This window comes from Rhodococcus sp. BS-15 (genome assembly GCF_000813105.1).
Taxonomy (GTDB): domain Bacteria; phylum Actinomycetota; class Actinomycetes; order Mycobacteriales; family Mycobacteriaceae; genus Rhodococcoides.
The window spans coordinates 21,103-41,910 of record NZ_BAOX01000012.1; the positions used below are offsets into that span (position 1 = coordinate 21,103).

A 20,808-nucleotide genomic window follows, 5' to 3' on the forward strand; every position below is an offset into this window, starting at 1 on the left:
GTGTTTCTCGGCTATCAGATTCCGGATTTCGAGTACGGCACATCACCCCAGGACACGTTCGGGCTCGTCGTTGCCCAAGCCCACGAAGCAGAATCTGCGGGCTTCGACTGCCTCTACGTGATGGACCACTTCTACCCCTTGCCGCTCATCGGTCCCATCGACGGGACGATGTTCGAGTCTCAGACCCTACTATCGGCACTGGCAGCGACGACGTCGAACATCGGGCTGTCACCGCTGGTGTCCAGTGTCACCTACCGAAATCCGACGCTGCTGGCCAAGTCCACCGCGACTATCGATGCCATCAGCGGTGGACGCGGCGGATTCGGCTTGGGCACCGGCTGGTTCGAGAGAGAACATCGAGACTTTGGCTTCGACCTCGGGCGGTTGTCGGACAGATACGAAAAGCTCTCCGAGACACTACAGATTCTGCGTGCATTGATTTCCGGTGATCCCGGCGTTTTCTCCGGTCGCTGGTTCCGATGCGATCGACCCATCATGAACCCTCCGTTGCGATCGGACATCCCGGTATTGGTGGGTGGCGGCGGGGAGCTGCGCACGTTCGGACTGGCAGCGCGGTACGCCGATCATCTCAACATTCTCTGTGACGCTGCAGTGATCACTCGGAAGGTGTCTGCCGCGGAAGCCCGCTGCGCGGAGGTCGACCGCGACCCCGCCACTCTGCTCACGTCGTACACCGCCTACTTGTTCACCGCAGATTCGGACCGGGAGGCACAGGTGGTTCACGAGGCATTCATGCTCGCCGCGGCGGTGTCGCCGCAGCAGCCGTGGGCCGACATTTCGTCGGAACTGCGGCTACCGTGGCTGATCAGCTACTGGGGCGAATAGTCGACAAGGGAGTAGGCGGTCTGATCGTCAACATGGTGACAGCAGGTCACGTACCCGGCCGAATTTCCGACGTCGCACATGCTCTACGAGCAGCACGCTAGTCACCGACACCATACGAAGGAGGCACGATGCACGACCCGAATCCCGCAACGGCTACTTCGCGTCAGTCGATCGCACCCGAGGCACCGGGCTATTGCGCGGCCCGTGAATTGTTCGAAGTTCTGTCCAGCAAGTGGGTGATCCGCACTCTACTGATCCTCGATACGGAGCCCGCGGTGCGCTACTCGGATATTCGTAGACAGCTCCCGGGAATCAGTCACAAAATGATGGCGCAGACCCTCCGCACGCTGCGACGCGACGGATTCATGTCGCGTCACGCGATGCCAGGGATTCCCCCTCGCGTCGAGTATTCACTCGAGCCGATGGGGCGCGAGGTACTCACTATCGTCACCCGTTTCAAGGAGTGGACGGAGGAGAACATCGATCGGGTGCTCGACAACAGAATTCGAGCCGAGGCCGAAGAAGCCGACTCCCGAAACTGACGCGTTCCATCTTGGTTTTTCGCGTTTCACGACGGGTCGTCGACAGGCACATTGAGGACCACGCTCAGTGCCGATTCGGTCGTGGGAGTCAGGCCTATCGTTCGATACTCGCGGGGCGCAGCACTTCCACCAGCGCGATAGCTGATCGTGCCCGGTAGTGACGCGATGACTTCATGTCGTTCCCACAGAGTGCGGAACTCGGGAACATTCATCAGCGCCGTCACGGTGTCCTGGAGACGTGAATCGTACGGATACCTCGCAACCTGTTGCCGGTAGCGGCCCACCAGGACTCGTCCCGCCAGATCTGTTCGTCCATACCAGGATTGGCGTCCGGCCTCGGTGAAGAACCGAACCATGCAGTTGGTACCGACACGCACGCCCAATTCCCGCTGAGCGTGGGCGTTCGCTGCAACCACCTCCCAATAGCGGTTGATCGCGTATGCGGGATACAGCCTGTCGAGTCCATCAACGACCAATCGCACATCGAACAACTCACTCGGGGAGGACCCGCACCGGTCCGATGCACGTGCCTTGTCCGACGGGAGATCGACTGCGTGGTCGCGTTGCAAGCCATCGACGGGCGATTCGGTCAACCCCCCCCCAGCGAGTACAGATACGTCGCCTCGTCCGAGGAAAGCCCGAAGGCCTGCACCAGCGAACGGGCGACTTCGATGGTGAGAGTGATGTCTCGGCCCTGCTCCAGCCACGTGTACCAGGACATGCCGACTCCTGCGAGTTCGGCTACCTCTTGGCGGCGTAATCCCCGAATCCGACGTCTCGGTGGCATGCAGTCGAGCAGCCCTGCGTCGACCGGTGAAGTCCGTTCACGGCACGCCCGCAAGAACCGGGCGAGTTCGGACCTCCGATAATTCGCTCCCTCGGCTTCGGGATCCATGACCACGTCGTAGCTACTTCCACGGGTCGACAAGGACCTTGCCTATCGTCCCGGCCTCGACAGCCTCGTGTGCCGCGACGATGTCGGTCATACCGAACACCGTGGTCGGGAGCTGTTCGAGCGAACAGTCGGACAACGCGTCGACTATTCCGGTGACCGCGGCGTCCTGCTCGGGTTCCGAGATCGTGTACACGAGCATGAATCGGACCGAGGCTTGCAGGAACAGCAGACGCTGCGTCGGCAGACATGGAGGTTCCGGTTCCGGTGCATACGCAACGACCGTCCCTCGGGGATTGAGTACCCTAGCCGTGCAATCGATATTTGCACCCAACGCAACCTCGACGACCAAGTCGACGCCACCATATGGGCTTGCTGCGGTGATTTCCGCCGCAAGATCGGCAGCATTGCGGTAGTCGATCACTACGTCCGCTCCGGCGTTCTGCGCGATCCGCGCCTTTTCCGGGGACGACACCGTGGTGACGACGAAAGCCCCCTCGTACTTGGCGAGCTGAATGGCAGCGTTGCCGACTGCCCCTGCTCCACCGGTCACGAGGACGGTCCTTCCCGACAGCGGACCGTCGACGTGCAGACAGTGCCACGCAGTCATGTAGGGAATTCCGATTCCGGCGGCGAACTCGTCGGAAACATGGTCGGGAATCAGGACTGCCTGACGCTGGGGTAGACACAAGAACTGCGACGCTGTGCCGTGCGAACGGTTCCATGCACCGTTCCATATCCACACTCGCTCACCGAGCCTGGACTCGGAAACGCCCTCTCCCACAGCGTCGATCGTTCCCGAACCGTCCGAGTGCGGTATCGACCACTCCGCGCCCGCCCAGGGCCGGCCCGTCCGGCGCGCACGCCAATCGGACGGATTGATTCCAGACATTCGGACCCTGATACGAACCTCGCCGGGGCCTGGGTCGGGTGCTTCGATCTGCCGCACTGTCAATACGTCCCGAGCATCTCCGAGCTCTCGGTACGCTGCAACCTGCATCAGAGCTGGCATCGTCACTCCGCTTCTCGGTCAGTCAGATTCTCACGCCGACCGCTGTGTCTCGCTACGCACGTCCATCGCCCCGTACTCCCGCTCCGCGGCCGCGATGGCTTCCTCGACCGACATCACCACGGGAAGTCGGAAGTGCTGCGCGATCCGCTCTGCCCGCTCGCCCAAACTGCCGCCGATCACGGTGTAGGGCATGTCGATCTCCCCCATGACCTGCATGAGAAGCCTGTCGGACGAGTCACGAAACGTGGCGTTGACCGGGCGGTGCCCGTCCTCGGACAACGGCAGCTCATTCGGCAGATGAACGAACGCGGTGAATGTCTCGCGGACGTGCCGCTTGAAAGCTTTGCCCAACTCGCTCATGACATCCTCGAAGTATGCCAATTCCGGGGTCTTGTCGACCGAGGCGTCCGATTCGAGCGACGCCGACTCGTTGGGATTGATTCCCACTTTCACACGAACGGCACCGTAGATCCATTCCTGAAGTGACGAACCGTCGGAGACGAAGTTGCCGTCGAGAAGACGTTCGTGCGCACACCGGTCCGAGTGCCGGACGACGATCATCTGGATCAACTGGGACGAGGTGCATTCTTCGAGGGTCTTACCCGGTGCCGCATCCGGGAGGATCTCCCGCATCGTCTTGGCCCGCGTCCGGGGAATTCCGGTGTAGTGCGACAGGACCATGGAGGTGATGGTCTTACCACTGGAGTAAGTTCCGGAAATCCCCAGGTTCATGCGAGTACGCCTGTGATCGAGGTGGCTGCTCCGCGGGCCCCCTCGATGTGCCCCACAAGATCCGCCTGGGCATCGGCGGTCATCACCGTCGGCGAGAAGCGTTCGTAGGTGATGTCCTGGATTCCGATGAACCGGAGCCAGTCATCGACGAACGGCTGGGCGAAGTCGGAGCCGAATGCTGCGCTCACCCCGGGGTGGAACACCCCACTGGTCAGAGACACGAAGGCTCGCTTGTCGGCCAGCAATCCGCTGTAGCCGGCCTCGGGGTCGAAGCCGAACGACCATCCCGGCTGCGTCACGATGTCGACGAATTGCTTGAACTTGTACGGCACACCTGCGTTCCACAGCGGCAACGCGATCGCATACACATCGAACTCGGCAAAGGTCTCGAACAACTCCTTGCACTCACCCCACAGTTTCTGCTGCTCGGCGGTCTGCTCTGCGCCGCTGAACACCGCCATCTTCGCGTTGGCGGCGACCGTGCCGAACTCGGGCAGGTTCATCTCGAACAGATTCCAGGTGACGACCTCGGCACCGGAGGCAGCCAACTCGGCCACGTACGTCGCAGTTATCTGCGCGGAGAAGGAGTCGGCACCACGGGGTGACGCAACTATTTCCAGGACCTTCGTCATCGGAACCCACTTTCGTCGAGGAGTCTGCACTGATGCGCAGACCAATTGGAACCGACATGGAGACGAACGCACAAGAACGCACTTTGAGGTGAGTGTGCAACTCACTTACAGGTGAGCTGCCCGTAACCCTCTACTCCGACGCTGATGCCCAAATCGAACTCCGCTGCTCCGCAACCGAACTGAGCGGATCCGAAGCTACGGCGCAGCAACCCCCAATGCCCTGAGCGCCATTGCGCGCAACACGGGGCGCGCATTCTTCGACGGAGTACGCCCCGCACTGTTGGGCGTGGAGTTGATGAGGCCGAAGACCGCGTGTGCCGTAGTTCGAGCGTCGGCCTCGTTCAGTTCCGGGCCGACGGCGCAGAGCACCCCGACCCAGAGTTCCACGTACTCACGCTGCATTCGGCGCACCTTGCGTCGAGCGCCCTCCGGAAGACTCTGTAGGTCGCGATCCTGGATGCTGATGAATGCCGGTGTGTCGAAGGCAAAGTCGAGGTGAAACTCGACCAACGCAGACAACGTATCCACGGCAGCCCCAGCACGATCGACCACCGCACGGCCCCCGTCGAGCAGATACTCCGAGATCCCGACCATCAGCTCGACGAGCACGGCTTCCTTGTTCGGGAAGTGACGGTAGACGGCCGGTCCGCTCACACCGACTGCCGCGCCCAGATCCTCGAGTCGCACCGAGGTGAATCCGCGTTCGGCGAACAGCGATGCTGCGGCATCGAGCAACTGCTGTCGACGCTCGGCCTTGCGCTGCTCACGCACCGTCGTCGGCTTTGCCTCCAACTCCTGCACTGGCTCCCCCTCGACCCTGGACTCTCAGTTAATCGTAGTTTACTATGATGTCAGTTATCAACCATTAACTGAACTCCTGTGACACCGGCGTCCAACCCCTAAGGCGTGCACCTCATGGCAATCGATATTGCTGCCAACCGGGCAGATCACGAGCTTCTCACCAGTGAGCTGGCCGAGCGGCTCGCCGCGGCGGCGCTCGGCGGTAGCGAAAAATCTCGGGAACGCCACATCGCGCGAGGCAAACTCCTCCCCCGCGACCGCGTCGACGAGCTGCTGGATCCCGGCAGCCCGTTCTTGGAGATCGCGCCACTGGCTGCCAACGGTCTCTACGACGACGAGTGCCCCGGCGCGGGAGTGATCGCCGGCATCGGCCGGGTCTCCGGTCGCGAGTGCGTGATCGTCGCCAACGACGCCACCGTCAAGGGCGGCACGTACTACCCGATGACGGTCAAGAAGCATCTGCGCGCGCAGGAGATAGCCCTGCAGAACACCCTGCCGTGCATCTACCTCGTCGACTCGGGCGGCGCATTCCTCCCGCGTCAGGACGAGGTGTTCCCCGACCGCGACCACTTCGGCCGTATCTTCTTCAATCAGGCGACCATGAGCGCCAAAGGAATTGCGCAGATCGCCGCGGTCATGGGTTCGTGCACTGCAGGCGGTGCCTACGTGCCGGCGATGAGCGACGAGGCCATCATCGTCAAGAACCAGGGCACCATCTTCCTCGGCGGCCCGCCACTGGTGAAGGCCGCGACCGGCGAGGTCGTCACCGCAGAAGAACTCGGCGGTGGTGATCTGCATTCCAAGATCTCCGGCGTCACCGACCATCTCGCCGAGGACGATCGAGACGCACTACACCGGGTCCGCCGAATCGTGTCGACTCTAGGGCCCCGCACTCCACGCCCGTGGGACGTCATCACGACGCGTGATCCGGTAGCCGACCAGACCGAGCTCTACGACGTCGTCCCCACCGACCCCCGCACCCCGTACGACGTGCGTGAGGTGATCACCCGGGTGGTCGACGGCGGCGAATTCGACGAGTTCAAAGCCGAATACGGCAAGACTCTCGTCACCGGATTCGCCCACCTTCACGGTCATCCCGTCGGAATCATCGCCAACAACGGTGTGCTGTTCGCCGAATCTGCCATGAAGGGCGCACATTTCATCGAATTGTGCGACAAGCGCAGTATCCCGCTCGTCTTCCTGCAGAACATCTCCGGCTTCATGGTCGGCCGCGACTACGAGGCAGGCGGCATCGCCAAACACGGAGCGAAGATGGTCACCGCGGTGGCGTGTGCCCGTGTCCCCAAGATCACCGTCGTCATCGGCGGCTCCTACGGCGCGGGCAACTACTCGATGTGTGGCAGAGCGTATTCACCACGTTTCTTGTTCATGTGGCCCAACGCGCGAATCTCGGTGATGGGCGGCGAGCAGGCGGCGTCGGTGCTCGCGACGGTGCGCAGCGAACAACTCGACGCTGCAGGTCAGCCGTGGTGCGATGAGGACCAGGAATCGTTCAAGGCTCCGATCCGTGAGCAGTACGAAAGCCAGGGCAACCCCTACTATTCGACGGCCCGCCTGTGGGACGACGGCATCATCGACCCGGCCGATACCAGGCAGGTTCTCGGACTGGCCCTCGCGGCGTGCGCCAATGCGCCGCTCGAGCCGGTCTCCTACGGCGTTTTCAGGATGTGACCGACATGACCACGATAGACACCGTTCTGATCGCCAACCGCGGCGAGATCGCTGTGCGGGTGGCACGAACGCTGCGCCGCATGGGGATTCGCACCGTTGCCGTCTACAGTGACGCCGATACCGACGCCCGCCACGTCCACGAGGCCGACACCGCGGTACGCCTCGGTCCCGCCAACGCTCGCGAGAGCTACCTCGACATCGCCAAGGTGATCGCGGCTGCGAAGGCCACAGGGGCGCAAGGCATTCATCCCGGGTACGGATTCCTCTCCGAGAACTCCGAGTTCGCATCCGCCTGTGCCGAGGCCGGAATCGCATTTCTGGGCCCACCGGCGAAAGCCATCGAAGTGATGGGCGACAAGATCGCCGCGAAGGCCGCCGTCAGCGCATTCGGCGTGCCCGTCGTCCCAGGAATCTCTCGCCCCGGCCTCACCGACGCGACCTCATCGCCGGCGCGCCGGACGTCGGCTTCTCGGTGCTGGTCAAGCCCTCCGCCGGTGGCGGCGGCAAGGGTATGCGTCTGGTCGAGCGCGCCGAGGATCTACCCGCCGCGTTGACGAGCGCACGCCGGGAAGCGGCGTCGTCGTTCGGCGACGACACCCTCTTCCTCGAGCGATTCGTGTTGCGGCCCAGGCACATCGAAGTCCAGATCCTCGCCGACGGACACGGCAACGTCATCCACCTCGGCGAGCGCGAGTGCAGCCTGCAGCGCAGACACCAGAAGGTCATCGAAGAAGCACCGTCGCCCTTGCTCGACGAAGCAACCCGGGCACGCATCGGCGAGGCCGCCTGCAACACCGCTCGCAGTGTCGACTACTCCGGCGCCGGCACAGTCGAATTCATCGTCTCGGCCGAGCGTCCCGACGAGTTCTTCTTCATGGAGATGAACACTCGTCTCCAGGTCGAGCACCCGGTCACCGAGATGGTCACCGGCCTCGACCTCGTCGAATGGCAGGTGCGGGTGGCATCGGGCGAGCCCCTGACCCTCGCGCAGGACGACATCACGCTCACCGGACATGCGATCGAGGCCCGCGTCTACGCCGAGGATCCCGGCCGCGGATTTCTCCCCACCGGCGGTGCCGTCGTCGGATTGCGCGAGCCATCTGCGCCGGGGATCCGCGTCGACTCCGGTCTTGCCGTCGGAACGGAGGTGGGCAGCAACTACGACCCCATGCTCTCGAAGGTCATCGCGCACGGGCCCGATCGCGCGACCGCACTGCGCAGCCTCGATCGTGCACTGGCCGACACCGCAGTGCTCGGGGTAGTCACCAACATCGAGTTCGCACGGTTCCTGCTCGCCGACAACGACGTTCGCGCCGGGAATCTCGACACCGGCCTGCTCGATCGTCGCGTCGAACATTTCTCCCCCACCGAGGCAACCGACGAGGCTCTGATCGCCGCTACGGCAGTGCAGTGGCTCGACGCGTGGCAGGCCGCGGGACAGGACATCTGGGCGGCACCATCGGGGTGGCGAGTCGGAGCGAAAGCGTCGTTCCACCGTCGCCTGGCGTCAGGAGGTCGGACGGCGCATGTGGCCATCACCGGCACCGCGACTGCGGCAACGGTCGTCGTCGACGACGGATCGCCGCGCATCCTCCGGGCAACGGCCACCGAGGATTGCGTGAATCTGGTGATCGACGGTCTCCGCGAGTCGATGGCCGTCGCCCGAAGCGGCTCGGCCACCTGGGTTTCCAGCTCTCGCGGCACCTGGCGAATCGATCGGATTGCCGAGGCGAGCGTCCGCGAGGACGATGCGCACTCCGGTGACGCCGAGATCCTCTCGCCGATGCCGGGTTCGATCATCGCGATCGGAAAAACCACCGGCAGCGACGTCACCGCAGGCACGGCCATCGTCGTCGTCGAGGCGATGAAGATGGAACACACCCTGACCACCCCGATCGACGGCACCGTCGAACTGACTGTCGCAGTGGGCGATCAGGTCCGCGTCGATCAGATCCTCGCCCGAATCGTTCCCACACCCAACGAAGAGGACCAGCCATGACCGATCACCTGTCATCGTCGAATCTGCCCGACGAGTACCAGCAACTGGTCAAATCCGTTGCCGACTTCACCCGCACGGTCGTCGCACCGGTCTCGGCGAAACACGATGCCGAGCATTCCTTTCCGTACGAGGTAGTCGCCGGCATGGCGGAGATGGGCCTGTTCGGCCTGCCGTTTCCCGAGGAGTTCGGCGGCATGGGCGGCGACTACTTCGCGCTGTGCCTGGCGCTCGAGGAGCTCGGCAAGGTCGATCAGAGCGTCGCCATGACCCTCGAAGCCGGAGTCTCGCTCGGTGCCATGCCGGTGTACCGCTTCGGCAACGATGCGCAGAAGCAGCAGTGGCTACCCAAGCTGACGGCGGGCAAGGCCTTGGCCGCGTTCGGTCTGACCGAGCCCGGTGCCGGTAGCGACGCGGGCGGCACCAAGACCACCGCCAAACGCGACGGCGGTGACTGGATCATCAACGGCAGCAAGCAATTCATCACCAACTCCGGCACCGATATCACCGAACTCGTCACCGTCACCGCAGTGACAGGCGTCGACGAGGCCACCGGACGCAAGCAGATCTCCTCGATCCTGGTACCCACCGACACCCCCGGCTTCGTCGCAGAAGCGGCGTACAACAAGGTCGGCTGGAACGCGTCCGACACGCATCCGCTCAGCTTCACCGATGTGCGCGTACCCCAGGAGAATCTGCTCGGAGAGGAAGGCCGCGGGTACGCGAACTTCCTGCACATCCTCGACGAGGGCCGCATCGCGATCGCCGCTGTGTCGGTCGGTGCCGCGCAGGGCTGCGTCGACGAGAGCGTCAAGTACGCCAAAGAGCGTGAAGCCTTCGGTGCCCCGATCGCCCGCAATCAAGCGATCTCGTTCAAGATCGCCCGAATGGAAGCCCGCGCACACACTGCTCGGACTGCCTACTACGACGCTGCCGCATTGATGTTGGCGGGCAAGCCCTTCAAGAAGGCAGCCTCCATCGCGAAGCTCGTCGCGTCCGAGGCCGCGATGGACAATGCGCGCGACGCCACGCAGATCCACGGCGGCTACGGTTTCATGAACGAGTACGTCGTCGCCCGTCACTACCGCGACAGCAAGATCCTCGAGATCGGCGAGGGCACCACCGAAGTTCAGCTGATGCTGATCGCCCGGAGCCTCGGGCTGTGAGCGACAAGCGGATTCGACAGCGCGGGCTGTGGTTCGAGGAGATGGAACTCGGCACCGTCTACGAGCACCGACCCGGCCGCACCATCACCGAGGCCGACAACACACTGTTCACCACCCAGACGATGAACACTCAGGCCCTGCACCTCGACGCGGCCTACAGCGAGACGACACCGTTCGGGCAACGACTGGTGAACTCGATGTTCACCGTCTCCACGCTCGTCGGACTGTCGGTGACGCAGTTGACCCAGGGCACCATCGTGGCGAACCTCGGCTTCTCGGAGGTGTCGTTCCCCAAGCCACTGTTCCACGGCGACACCCTGTACGCCGAGACCGTGATCTCGGACAAGCGCGAATCGAAATCCCGCCCCGGCGAGGGCATCGTGACATTCACGCACACCGGCCGAAACCAACACGGGGACGTCGTCGCGATCGCCGTTCGCAAGACACTCGTCCGAATGCGACCCGAGGACAACGCGTCGTGAACTGGGTACCGCCGGGGCCGGCGTGGCTGTTCTGCCCGGCAGACCGCCCTGAGCGCTACGACAAGGCCGCAGCCCGAGCAGATGTGGTCATTCTCGATCTCGAGGATGCCGTCGGCGCTGCGGACAAAGCGGGTGCTCGTGAGTCCGTGATTGCGACCCCGCTGGATCCGGCGCGCACCATCGTTCGTGTCAACGCGCACGGTACCGACGATCAGGCCGCGGACCTCGAGGCGTTGAAACAGACCGAGTACACGACCGTCATGCTGCCCAAATGTGAATCGGCCGAACAGATCGCGGCTCTGGCTCCGTTGAACGTCGTCGCGCTGATCGAATCCCCACTGGGCGCGATGACGGTGTTCGACTCTCTCGCCGCCGACAACGCGATCGGTGCCATGTGGGGTGCCGAGGATCTGGTCGCTGCCATGGGCGGCAATTCGAGCAGGCATGCCAACGGCGAGTACCGCGCTGTGGCGCAACAGGTTCGATCGCAGACGCTGCTCGCAGCCAAGGCACGCGGGCTGTTCGCGTTGGACTCGGTCTATCTCGACATCCCCGATCTCGACGGGGTGCGCACCGAAGCCGACGACGCCGTGGCGATCGGATTCGATGGCAAGGTCGCTATCCATCCGAGCCACATCCCCGTCATTCGCCAGTCCTATGCGCCCACAGCCGAGGAAATCGACTGGGCCACGGCCGTGCTCGACGCCGTCTCGCACAATCGCGGCGTCTTCACCTTCCGTGGACAGATGGTCGATGCCCCGGTGCTGGCGCATGCTCGACGCATCGTCGCACGCAGTTCCCTCTCCTAGCCGAGTACTTGCACGCGCCGTTAATTGTCGGCGCGGTATGGTGGGTGGTCACGAGTACAGGTACCGAGAGGCACGGCAATGAGCGCACACGACCCCGCCCTCACAGCGCTGGCGCAGAACTGGTTGGCGCTGTCAGTACTGCACGGCCGTATCGAAGGTCGCATCGAACGCGCGCTCCAGGCCAACCACAACCTCAGTGCCCGCGAGTACTGGCTGCTCGACGTCCTGGGCAGGCAGCACGACGGAGTGGGCGGGCACCTGCAGATGAAGCAGGTGGCCGACGCCATCGTGCTGAGCCAGAGTGCAACGACGCGTCTGGTCACCCGGCTCGAAGACCGCGGATTGCTCACCCGGTACCTGTGCCCCACCGATCGCCGAGGCATCTACACCGACGTCAGCGAAGATGGACTTGCACTGCTCGAGGCCGCACGGCCCACCAACGACGCGGCCCTGCGCGACGCCCTCGACGAGGCGTCGACCGAGCCGGATCTGATCCCGCTCGTCGACGCCGTTCGACGCGCCGAGGGCTGAGAGTCTCTGCGCCTCGGCTCACTCGATCCGGTCGACGACCGTCCGAGTCGCATCGGCGACGAGTGCATTCATGGCCGATGAATCTTCGACGCCGGAGGTCGTCGTGCTGAGTACGATCAGCAGGATCTTCTGCCCGTCCGGTCCGAGCAGTAGACCTGCATCGTTGGAGACCCCGAAGCTGCCCGTGCCGGTCTTGTCGGCCGACGTCCACCGATCGGGAACACCGGCGCGGAACCGGGCGTCGGAGGTCTGTGTATCGGCCATCCACCCCAGCAGTCGATCCCTCGATCGGGTAGTCAGTACGTCGCCGTCGAGCAGGGTTCGGTAGCCGGCAGCCATCGAATTCGGCGTCGTGGTGTCGCGCGGATCCCCGGGAATGGCCGTGTTCAGTTCTGGTTCGGTGCGATCGAGCCGGAACTCGGTGTCACCGAGAGAACGTGCGAACTCGGTGAGCGCTGCCGTTCCACCAACCTCACGAATCAACAGATTGCCGGACGTGTTGTCGCTCTTGGTCAATGCGGCCGACGCCAGATCTGCGATGGTGACGATGGATCCCGGCTCCCAGTCGACGGCGGACTCGGGCACCTTGTCCTCCGCGGTGATCGTTCTGGTGTCGGTGAGCTGCAGCGTTCCTGCATCGACGGCCGCGAGTACGGCACCGACGGCATACACCTTGAACGTCGAGCAGAACGCGAAACGTTCGTCGCCGCGATGACTTTCGGTGGTACTGGAGGCGAGGTCGACGGCGCTGACTCCGAGTCGGGCCACATCCCTGGCCTCGAGATCGAGATACGTCTGTTCGGCAGTGGACTGTTCGGCACTCGATTGGGAGGTGCTCGCGGCTGTCCGCGGCGGTTCGGTGGTCGTCGTCGAGGAACAGGCAACGCCTGCAGTCAACGTGGCCGCGGCGATCGCGATGATCAGGCGGGTGGTTGTCGAGGTACGCACGTGGTCACCCGATCACAGAACCCCCGGTACGTAGCCACCGGACCCTCGGCCGTCCATTCAATTTCTAGCTTCGCAACTGCTCGCGGGCGCGACCGCCGGGTCGCGAAATCCGATCACGCGGCGCGAGACGACTGCAGTCACAAACACCGCCCACTCGCAGCGGCCGGTTGCACGAACACGAAAGCGGCAACCTTCCGTCGACCGATCTTCCTGCAGAACGTTTGAGTGTGATCCGAATCATAGAATTCTGTCTGCACCGATCTCTCGGCTCATATTATCGTTACTTCTGTTACGTAACGGAAGTACTCAATCGATATCAACCGATGAGGAGATTCCCAATGCACAGACTTTTGACTGTCGCTGCGGGGGCGTCCCTGAGCCTGGTTGGCGCGGCCACCCTCGGACTGGCAACCGCTAGCGCGGAAACATCACCACCACCGCCACCGCCGGTCGAAACCCCTCTCGCCAGTCCGCTCACGCCATTCCTTCATCAGGTCGGCTTCACGGAATGCGTGAACGGGATCGGCGAGGGCATAGGGACCGGAGCGCTCACCGGGGGTATCTCTACGATCGAAGCCGGCGCAGCAGGCGCCCTGCCAGGCGGGATCGCCGGCGGTATCGTCGGAGGTATCAAGAACTGCTGACCAGACGACAACAATCAGGAGGCACTCTATGAACGCCAGCAAACGCGCGCTATTGAGCCCGGTCGTCGGAGTCATCGTCGCACTGGCAATCATCTGGGGCATCGGCGGAGACATCCCGTTCTGGCGAGCCGCATTGATGGTGCTGGTCGGTGCGGGCGTCGTCTTCGGCCTGAACTTTGCGTGGGAATCCAATCCTTGGACCGAAGATCCCACAGTGGATGAGCACGAGCAGGTCGCGGCCCAATAGATGCACAGTTCGGGAGACCCTGGCCGTGACGCCATTCTCGGGTCTCCCGAACTGCAATCGCCCAGGGCAAGAACCACTGTCGCGCACGGAACCAATACAGGCCAGCTCGAAGCCGGTTCCATACGCCGCGCTGTCACTTGCAAGAGGGCAATGCCGTCTTCGCGCCGACGTCGCCGCGGAATATTTCGCGGACATCGAAGTCGTAGTAGACGGTGAAACCTTCTCGACGCTCGGTGACCGCCGTTCCGGTGAACACCGCGTTGTCCCCCGAGGCGAAGTCCTCGAGTTGCTGTTCGGCTTGCGTTCCATCTGTGTTGTAGACACAGGAGCAGGCATGAGCGACGCCCGACCGAGCGAACGTCAACGCGACCGTCAGCGGCGTTGCGAGAGCAACGACGAGAGCGTCCCGAATCACACGCTTCATACCGATAAGTCTCACAGAGCGCTCCGATTGGGCGCGGTCGACATCAGTCGTCGGCGGGGTCTCTGGCCAGCGGAGAAGCGCTCACCTTGTCCGACTCGGTGACGGTCGATTGGCCGTTGTGCTCTCGGAATTCTTCTCGGGTGAGCGGTTGCACCTTCACCCCCTCTGCTCTCAGTCCCATCACCAACGCGATGATCATCAGCGAGACCAGAATGAAGATCGGCAGCCCAATCACGGTGATGACCTGTTGCAGCGCTTGCAGTCCCGCTTCGCCTCCCAGCACGATCAGCGTGGCAGCCACCGCGCCTTCGGTGACGCCCCAGAACACGCGCTGCCGCACCGGGCCGGCCTCACCGTCGCCCGAGCACAACATGTCGATCACCAGCGATGCCGAGTCCGAGGATGTCGCGAAGAACAGGGCCACTACGACCACTGCGATTCCTTGGATCAAGGTCGCCGCCGGGAAGTTCTCGAAGAATGTGAACATCGCCAGCGGAATGCTCTCGGACACCGCGTCCGAGATCGGACCTCCACTACCCCCGATTCCGTCGATTCTCATTGCTGACCAACCGAATACGACAAACCAGACCAGCGTGAACAGCGACGGCGCAACCAGGACTCCGACGACGAACTGGCGAATGGTGCGGCCGCGCGAAATGCGAGCGAGAAAGACTCCCATGAACGGTGCCCAGGTGACGGTCCACGCCCAGTAGAAGACTGTCCACCCGCCCTGCCAGCCCCACCCTCCATCGGAGGTGAACTCGGCCATCGCGTCGTTCCAGAAGGACAACGGAACGATCTCCTGCGCGTAGTTTCCGAAGCTCTCGAATACTTGCCGCAGCAAGAAGACAGTGTCCGACGCGATCAGCACGAAAATCATCAAGCCGACCGCGACGAGGATGTTCAGATTGGACAACCGGCGCACGCCCTTGTCCAAACCGACAACGATCGAGGTCGTGGCGACCACTGTGAGCAGTCCGATGATCAGCACTTTCGACCACACGGCGTCGGGAAGTCCGACGAGCTCGCTCAATCCCGCGTTGATCTGAGACGTACCGAGTCCCAGCGACACAGCCAGCCCGAAGATCGTGCCCAGCACAGCGAACACATCGATCGTCTTACCGATCGGGCCCGAGATGCGTTCTTTCAGAATGGGATAGAACACCGAGGAGACGCGCATCGGCAACTTGTAGCGGTAGATGAAGAAGCCGAATGCCAAGCCCGGCAGCGTGAAGATGGCCCACGTGTGCAGACTCAGGTGATAGAGAGAGATGCTCATCGCGTCCTGGGATGCTTCGACGCTGTAGGCTCCACGCCGTCGAAGGGCGGTGCGGAGAAGTGCGAAATCGGCTCCGCGACGCCCCAGAACATCAGCACCGTTCCGATGCCGCCCGCGAACAGCATCGCGAACCACGACAAATTCGAGTATTCTGGTCTGTCGTCGTCATCCCCGAGCCGCAGGCGACCGTATTTACTGATGGCAACCCAGATCAGAAACACCAGCCAGACCGTGACTCCGATGATGAAGAACCATCCGAGATTGGTGACGATCCACTCTCGCCCGACGCCGAACGCGTTCCCGACCCAGTCCTGGAAGACGAGGAACAACACCAGCAGCGCGATAGTCAATCCTGCTGAGCTGAAGAAGATGTGATTGTCGGTTCTGAGGCCCAGTTTGCGGGCAAGTGTGTCCATGGTTGCCGTCACCATCCTCGACGGCACGGTTCGTCGGATTCGGATCATGCTCGGTCGTTGGGGCGTGCCGTCGCCGACCTTTAACCCTTCTTTACCGGAGCAGACCTGTCCACCGTTGCAGCCGATTTGTTACCTGGCCGACGTGTGAGCGCGCCCATTCCTCGCGTCGTACCACCGGCTGTACCGATGTCGCGAGGGCTGTCAGATGTCGAGCATCAGAGCTCGGTGGTCCGATACTTCCGGTGCCTCGACGATCTCGAAGCTTCGCACCACGGCTGTGGAAGAGACCAACATGTAGCTGGCACTCCGAACGTCTTTCGTATAGATCGATGTTCGCGTATCGGCATCTTCGACGAGGTCGGTCATCCCGTGCTCACCGAGTACCGCGAACGTCTCACTCGACGGCAGCAGATTGAGGTCGCCGCACAGGACGATGACATCGCTCGACGAACGAACATGCTCGATGATCTGCACCAGCTTCTGGGCCTGCTCCAGCCGAACAGGACTGTCGCCCTTGCCTGCTGGATCACGCAGACCGTGCAGTTGGATGACGGAGACGAACCTTTCGGCGACGCGATCGCGAACGGTGACCGTCAGAGCAGCTCGTGGACGGTCGCCCACATCCCAGACCGCGTGATCGACGAACCGTGAATGGACGAACCGCGCGTCGAGCCCCACGACGGGGACGTCGTCACGCACCCAGGTCGCGATCCCGAAGTCCTGACGCAATTCGACACCGTCGGCGTCGGTGACAGGTCCGGCGTCGTTGGCGACGAAGTACGGCGTGTAGTCGGTGAGCACCGCCGAGACGTCGTCGAACAGACTCAGCCGCTGCGGCAGTGTGCGCTCGCCGTCGGCGAAGGTCGACCATCCCGACCGATGTGCGGTGCGCGTGACTTCTTGGAGACAAATGACCTCCGCGTCAACGGTTTCGAGCCAGGCAACGAGCTCGTCGAACATCGCGCCACCCCACGCATTGATCGATACGATTTTCACGACGTCATGATGGCAGACGCCGTCGAGACGCGGTAGTCGATTTCTCTTGCACTGGCCCGAGCGACCCGTGCGATCGGACGAGGTATGCGATCGTGGGGTGGTGGAACCCATGCGCCCGGTCGACTATGTGGAGCAGCCGCCTGATCCGGCTACGCGACGCAAGCAGCGTTGGCGGCAGCTGTTTCTCGTATGCCTGGTGATCTGCCAGTTCATTGCCTTGACCGTGTACGACATCGAGTTCTGGTGGGCGCTCGTGGGCACTGTCATCGCATGTGGGCTGTACGAACTTTTTTGGGCCGTGATCAACCGCAACATGTCCGACCAGGGCTGACTGCTACACGCGGTCGATCCGGAGTCGTTGGGCCTCGCCTCCTCGATCGTTCGGTGTTCGGTCCATCCAGCGAGACGCTCACGCAGACTGACGATCTCGCTCTTCCTGACCATCGCAACTACCAGCGCGACTGCTACTGGTACCCCTACCTCGACGGCACCGCTCGGACAACGACGTCCATGTCGAAGGGTGGAGTTCCACGACAGTGGGCCGATCGAGATTGCCCAGGGCAGAACCGGCGAGTGGCCTCAGGCCGGTTCGAGTCCGTTCGGTGGAACCGTGAACGGTTGCGCGTCGTAGATCGGTTCGCGGAACACGACCGAACTTGCCACGGTTGCGTACACGATGCCTTCCACATCCGGCGCAATCGGTTGAGATAGCACTTCACCGACGGGCCCGAAGATCTTCGATTGACCGTGACCGTCGAGCAGCAAATGGTCTTCGCCCTCGGGTATTCGCAGCAGGTCGCGAAATGTGGGAGTAGACACGATGCTGGACGCAAGCGGCGGTGAGGTCGGGCGGCGACGCCATGAACCTCCGGAAAATACCGGGATGGATCACCCCCGACCTGCCTCATAAGCATCGCCACCGCAGCGTCCGGTCCACCCAGTGCCGAACCATCGGGGATCTGCACGGCTGGTGGGTTGTCATTGCACCATCTCGCCCCTGTGCTACGCCATGGCCGACGTGTACGTCGACTTCCGCGACCAACACACCGCAAGCGCACCTGTTGTGAACGTGCTCGGAACGAAAGGTCAACTCCGCGCCGCTCCCGAATCGCAGTATTCATCAGATCGGCGAGACACGACGTTTCTTGGGCCGAAATGGGCTCAAGACTCCCAGGGCCCAGACACGAAGAAACCGTCCCTGGACTTCGTCTACACTGCGTCCCTACGGCGTTCGCAGTGCCCCTTGCATATCGGCCGCCATATTAGGGTTCTCGAGCATCTCCACGATCGTGGGGCGAAGGTCGATATACCGATCATCTGCAGTCATCGAGACAAGCATGTCGCGAACAGGAACATCCTCCTCGAGATACAGATCCTCGAGCGTACCGAGGAGATACTCGTGCGCATTGAATTCGAGGTCGTCGCTTATCAGATACCCGATGACCTCGCATAGTCCTCGAACCCCGAAGCGAAGCACGAGCGTTTCCGCCGCGATACCCATCGGCCCCATATCGGGATACCGCAGCTGCTCGGCTACGAGAAGAAAATCGCGTTCGCCCTCGGCGTTGCTGCGAAACCAGCGCAGACCGGTCGAGACCGAAGCCCAACCCCCCTGCCGGAGAGCCGTCTCTGCTTCTTCGCGCGAGGTTACTAACGCATCCATGGTTCTAGGAGTTCATTGCAGAGCCCTGTGAACCCGCCGCGAGTGTAGGCCGATCCAGCAAATCCGTGATATCGAGAAAACTGTCATCTCGGTCTAACTCCATAAGCATGTCCCGGATCGGTACACCGTGATCTAGGTACAAGTCGTCGAGGACCGCGAGCAGATAGTCATGACAGCTGAAATCGATCTCATCAGAGACTAGAAAGGTAATGACAGCAGCCAAGCCCGAAGAACCATATCTGCGGATCAGCGCCTCTGCAGCAATCTCCATCGGAACGATATTGGTGGGATACCGCAGCATTTCGACCAAGATGTCGAAGTCGGTAGGCCCTTCGGCATGTCCTACCAACCATCGCAAGCCAACCGAGACCGAAGCCCAATCCCCCTGCTGGAGCGCCTTCTCTGCTTCTTCGCGTGAGGCTGCTGTGTCATCCATGGCCGCATTCTCTCCAATCATGTCGTCTTCTTGCTGTAGTTGTCGGCGGCCAGTCGGTCGCGTGCGGCATCGCGCTGCGCTTCCAAGCCTGGGCCCTGGACTTGCACAGTGTTCAGATCTGATTCGCGATCGACCATGTCCAGGTTGGCTCTCGCTTGTTCACGCTGAGCTTCCAGTCCGGGTCCTTGGGTGTGCGCTATCTGTTGGTCGCGGGATTGATCAGCGGGGGTGTAGCTGGTTTCGAATTCCGTTCGTGCTTGAGCACGCTGAGCTTCCAAACCTGGTCCTTGCAGCTGCGTGTCCTGTTGGTTCTGTGTTTGCGCAGCGGCCGTATACCCGGCGGCTCCAGTAGTGGCAGCGCCCGAGCTTTGCTTCGGAGGTTGAGCCGAGTTGAGCGGCGATGCGGGGGCGGCGCTTCGTTCCGATTCCGGTTTCCATGCGCCAGCACTGGCAATCTCTTCATCTGTAGCGGGACGTGTGTTCTTCTTGTCCTGTCGCGGACGTTCCGTACCGTCAGGGGCCCGGTCGATAACCACGTCGACGACATGCGGGGTCTCAATCGGCCCGTGCGACTTTCCTTCGAGATCTGCCCTCCTGATCATGGTCCCATTTTTGTCGTATTCAGCCCAGTACGCGACCTTCCCGCTGTCGTTCAGTCGGACGAGTGCACCGTTTTTCGGACCGTCTGTGAGCGGAAAATCGTTCCGCTGCCGACTTGAGGGTCCCGTGCCGGTGTAGACGTCGGCGTTTGCGAGTTTCTCGGCCAGTGTGGGAGGTGGGACGGGAACCGTCGACGGCGTGTCGCCGGTAGGGGCATGACGACCTGCTTGTTCCGCCGCGTCCTTCGCTGCGTTTTTGCCTGCGTTCAGGGCCGCAGACGTGCCCTTGCTGCCGACGAGCGCGGTGACGATGTTTCCTGTGACTTTCCCTGTGGCATAGGCGCTGTCGCCGCCCGCGTAGTCATCCCATGCGACGGTCTCCTTACCGACGTTCTTCCACGAATCCTTCACCCCCGGTGCGCCGTCGCCGCCGAGGCCGACCAAGGCCCCGACTCCTTGCCAGGACTCTTCGACCCCAGGTCCGCCCTCACCCCCGAGCCCGACGAGCGGGCCCATCCCCACCACATTGTCCTTGACCGACGTTCCCACTCCCGCGCCGAAATCTTTCACTCCGTCGAGAACACCGCTCCAGGACGGGTCGGCCAGAATCGGAAAGATGGAGTCGGGCCTGGGATAGACGTGTTGAACCAACTCGTCCCCCTCGATCTCGTACTCGGTGGGGACAGGTTCTCCTGTGGCGTCGTACGCCCACGGTGCGTCGTAGTGCGTGACCTCACGTCCTGCCGCATCGAACACCGAGACCGAGCCATCAGGGTTCTCGGTCGCGTGTCCGCCGTCGGGGACGTGCAGCGGGAATCGGTAGCTGCGCGGCGAAGTCGCATCGTTGATGAGCACCAGGGTGCGTTCGCCACCGTCCTCGTTGGGCACGGTGATCTGCTCGAACCCTCCGGGTGCATAGCGGACCACAGGCGCGCTGGCCGTACCGACGACACCGGCCAATGCAGATTCCGGAGTCCGAGGACCGACCGGGGAACGACGCCCGCGCACTCCGATCCCGCCGGC

At 62.7% G+C, this 20,808-nt stretch carries 24 protein-coding genes and 1 pseudogene; 10 read left to right on the plus strand and 15 right to left on the minus strand.

Annotated elements, in window-relative coordinates; translation table 11 throughout:
* Complete coding sequence (locus tag RHBS_RS03120) at nt 1–846, plus strand: TIGR03560 family F420-dependent LLM class oxidoreductase (RefSeq protein WP_187298343.1); 846 nt, start codon at nt 1–3, stop codon at nt 844–846.
* A gap of 128 nt (nt 847–974) precedes the next feature.
* A complete protein-coding gene (locus RHBS_RS03125) occupies nt 975–1,388 on the plus strand; it encodes a helix-turn-helix domain-containing protein (RefSeq protein ID WP_121871887.1) in 414 nt (137 codons plus the stop codon).
* A 26-nt stretch (nt 1,389–1,414) separates the two neighbouring features.
* Here RHBS_RS03125 and RHBS_RS03130 read toward each other — a convergent pair whose 3' ends face one another.
* The 6 genes from RHBS_RS03130 to RHBS_RS03155 all read right to left on the minus strand — a co-directional run bounded on the left by RHBS_RS03130 (nt 1,415) and on the right by RHBS_RS03155 (nt 5,457).
* A complete protein-coding gene (locus RHBS_RS03130) occupies nt 1,415–1,870 on the minus strand; it encodes a hypothetical protein (RefSeq protein ID WP_128644796.1) in 456 nt (151 codons plus the stop codon).
* Between the two features lie 107 nt (nt 1,871–1,977).
* The gene (locus RHBS_RS03135) at nt 1,978–2,283 is read right to left on the minus strand and encodes a helix-turn-helix transcriptional regulator (protein WP_237668965.1); all 306 of its coding nucleotides are present in this window, start codon (nt 2,281–2,283) and stop codon (nt 1,978–1,980) included.
* Between the two features lie 13 nt (nt 2,284–2,296).
* Complete coding sequence (locus RHBS_RS03140) at nt 2,297–3,292, minus strand: NADPH:quinone reductase (RefSeq protein WP_128644798.1); 996 nt, start codon at nt 3,290–3,292, stop codon at nt 2,297–2,299.
* Nucleotides 3,293–3,322: 30 nt separating this feature from the next.
* Nucleotides 3,323–4,024: an AAA family ATPase gene (locus RHBS_RS03145; protein WP_121871884.1), complete on the minus strand. Its 702-nt coding sequence runs from the start codon at nt 4,022–4,024 to the stop codon at nt 3,323–3,325.
* Nucleotides 4,021–4,656: an FMN-dependent NADH-azoreductase gene (locus tag RHBS_RS03150; protein ID WP_121871883.1), complete on the minus strand. Its 636-nt coding sequence runs from the start codon at nt 4,654–4,656 to the stop codon at nt 4,021–4,023. The genes RHBS_RS03145 and RHBS_RS03150 overlap by 4 nt, the downstream gene beginning before the upstream one ends.
* Nucleotides 4,657–4,851: 195 nt before the next feature.
* On the minus strand, nt 4,852–5,457 hold the full coding sequence (locus RHBS_RS03155; RefSeq protein WP_128644799.1) for a TetR/AcrR family transcriptional regulator: 606 nt from the start codon (nt 5,455–5,457) through the stop codon (nt 4,852–4,854).
* Between the two features lie 114 nt (nt 5,458–5,571).
* On the opposite strand from RHBS_RS03155, the gene RHBS_RS03160 reads away from it, so the two are divergent.
* The 6 genes and pseudogenes from RHBS_RS03160 to RHBS_RS03185 all read left to right on the plus strand — a co-directional run bounded on the left by RHBS_RS03160 (nt 5,572) and on the right by RHBS_RS03185 (nt 12,133).
* Nucleotides 5,572–7,149, plus strand: a complete 1,578-nt coding sequence (locus RHBS_RS03160; protein WP_128644800.1) for a carboxyl transferase domain-containing protein — start codon at nt 5,572–5,574, stop codon at nt 7,147–7,149.
* Nucleotides 7,150–7,154: 5 nt separating this feature from the next.
* Nucleotides 7,155–9,148 (plus strand): annotated as a pseudogene (locus RHBS_RS03165) (biotin carboxylase N-terminal domain-containing protein).
* Complete coding sequence (locus RHBS_RS03170; RefSeq protein WP_121871880.1) at nt 9,145–10,311, plus strand: acyl-CoA dehydrogenase family protein; 1,167 nt, start codon at nt 9,145–9,147, stop codon at nt 10,309–10,311. Before RHBS_RS03165 ends, RHBS_RS03170 begins: the two are co-directional and overlap by 4 nt.
* A complete protein-coding gene (locus RHBS_RS03175) occupies nt 10,308–10,793 on the plus strand; it encodes a MaoC family dehydratase (RefSeq protein ID WP_374700527.1) in 486 nt (161 codons plus the stop codon). Before RHBS_RS03170 ends, RHBS_RS03175 begins: the two co-directional genes overlap by 4 nt.
* Entirely contained in the window at nt 10,790–11,602 is an 813-nt protein-coding gene (locus tag RHBS_RS03180; RefSeq protein WP_121871879.1) for a CoA ester lyase, read from the plus strand. Before RHBS_RS03175 ends, RHBS_RS03180 begins: the two co-directional genes overlap by 4 nt.
* Nucleotides 11,603–11,680: 78 nt before the next feature.
* Nucleotides 11,681–12,133: a MarR family winged helix-turn-helix transcriptional regulator gene (locus RHBS_RS03185; RefSeq protein WP_128644801.1), complete on the plus strand. Its 453-nt coding sequence runs from the start codon at nt 11,681–11,683 to the stop codon at nt 12,131–12,133.
* A gap of 18 nt (nt 12,134–12,151) precedes the next feature.
* Here the strand turns inward: RHBS_RS03185 and bla are convergent, their stop codons facing one another.
* On the minus strand, nt 12,152–13,081 hold the full coding sequence (gene bla, locus RHBS_RS03190; protein ID WP_237668963.1) for a class A beta-lactamase: 930 nt from the start codon (nt 13,079–13,081) through the stop codon (nt 12,152–12,154).
* Between the two features lie 672 nt (nt 13,082–13,753).
* Here bla and RHBS_RS03200 point away from each other — a divergent pair.
* Complete coding sequence (locus RHBS_RS03200) at nt 13,754–13,972, plus strand: hypothetical protein (protein WP_121871876.1); 219 nt, start codon at nt 13,754–13,756, stop codon at nt 13,970–13,972.
* A gap of 133 nt (nt 13,973–14,105) precedes the next feature.
* On the opposite strand, the gene RHBS_RS03205 is transcribed toward RHBS_RS03200, so the two are convergent.
* From RHBS_RS03205 to RHBS_RS03215, 4 genes are all read right to left on the minus strand, one after another.
* Entirely contained in the window at nt 14,106–14,396 is a 291-nt protein-coding gene (locus RHBS_RS03205) for a hypothetical protein (protein ID WP_128644802.1), read from the minus strand.
* Nucleotides 14,397–14,439: 43 nt separating this feature from the next.
* Nucleotides 14,440–15,675 (minus strand): BCCT family transporter, encoded by a 1,236-nt coding sequence (locus RHBS_RS03210; RefSeq protein ID WP_236745335.1) that lies wholly within the window; start codon nt 15,673–15,675, stop codon nt 14,440–14,442.
* Nucleotides 15,672–16,139: a BCCT family transporter gene (locus RHBS_RS29635; RefSeq protein WP_236745336.1), complete on the minus strand. Its 468-nt coding sequence runs from the start codon at nt 16,137–16,139 to the stop codon at nt 15,672–15,674. Before RHBS_RS29635 ends, RHBS_RS03210 begins: the two co-directional genes overlap by 4 nt.
* A 153-nt stretch (nt 16,140–16,292) precedes the next feature.
* Nucleotides 16,293–17,087 (minus strand): endonuclease/exonuclease/phosphatase family protein, encoded by a 795-nt coding sequence (locus tag RHBS_RS03215; protein WP_121872879.1) that lies wholly within the window; start codon nt 17,085–17,087, stop codon nt 16,293–16,295.
* 109 nt (nt 17,088–17,196) lie between these two features.
* Here RHBS_RS03215 and RHBS_RS03220 point away from each other — a divergent pair, with 109 nt between their 5' ends.
* Nucleotides 17,197–17,418 carry a hypothetical protein gene (locus RHBS_RS03220; protein WP_121871875.1) on the plus strand — a complete coding sequence of 74 codons (222 nt, stop codon included), beginning with the start codon at nt 17,197–17,199 and terminating at the stop codon, nt 17,416–17,418.
* A gap of 248 nt (nt 17,419–17,666) precedes the next feature.
* On the opposite strand, the gene RHBS_RS03225 is transcribed toward RHBS_RS03220, so the two are convergent.
* The 4 genes from RHBS_RS03225 to RHBS_RS03240 all read right to left on the minus strand — a co-directional run.
* On the minus strand, nt 17,667–17,906 hold the full coding sequence (locus RHBS_RS03225; RefSeq protein WP_121871874.1) for a hypothetical protein: 240 nt from the start codon (nt 17,904–17,906) through the stop codon (nt 17,667–17,669).
* A gap of 403 nt (nt 17,907–18,309) precedes the next feature.
* A complete protein-coding gene (locus tag RHBS_RS03230) occupies nt 18,310–18,750 on the minus strand; it encodes a hypothetical protein (protein ID WP_121871873.1) in 441 nt (146 codons plus the stop codon).
* Between the two features lie 4 nt (nt 18,751–18,754).
* Nucleotides 18,755–19,207: a hypothetical protein gene (locus tag RHBS_RS03235; protein WP_121871872.1), complete on the minus strand. Its 453-nt coding sequence runs from the start codon at nt 19,205–19,207 to the stop codon at nt 18,755–18,757.
* Nucleotides 19,204–20,808, minus strand: a 1,605-nt coding sequence (locus RHBS_RS03240) for a polymorphic toxin type 24 domain-containing protein (protein WP_237668964.1), incomplete at its 5' end; no start/stop codon positions are given. The genes RHBS_RS03240 and RHBS_RS03235, both read right to left, overlap by 4 nt.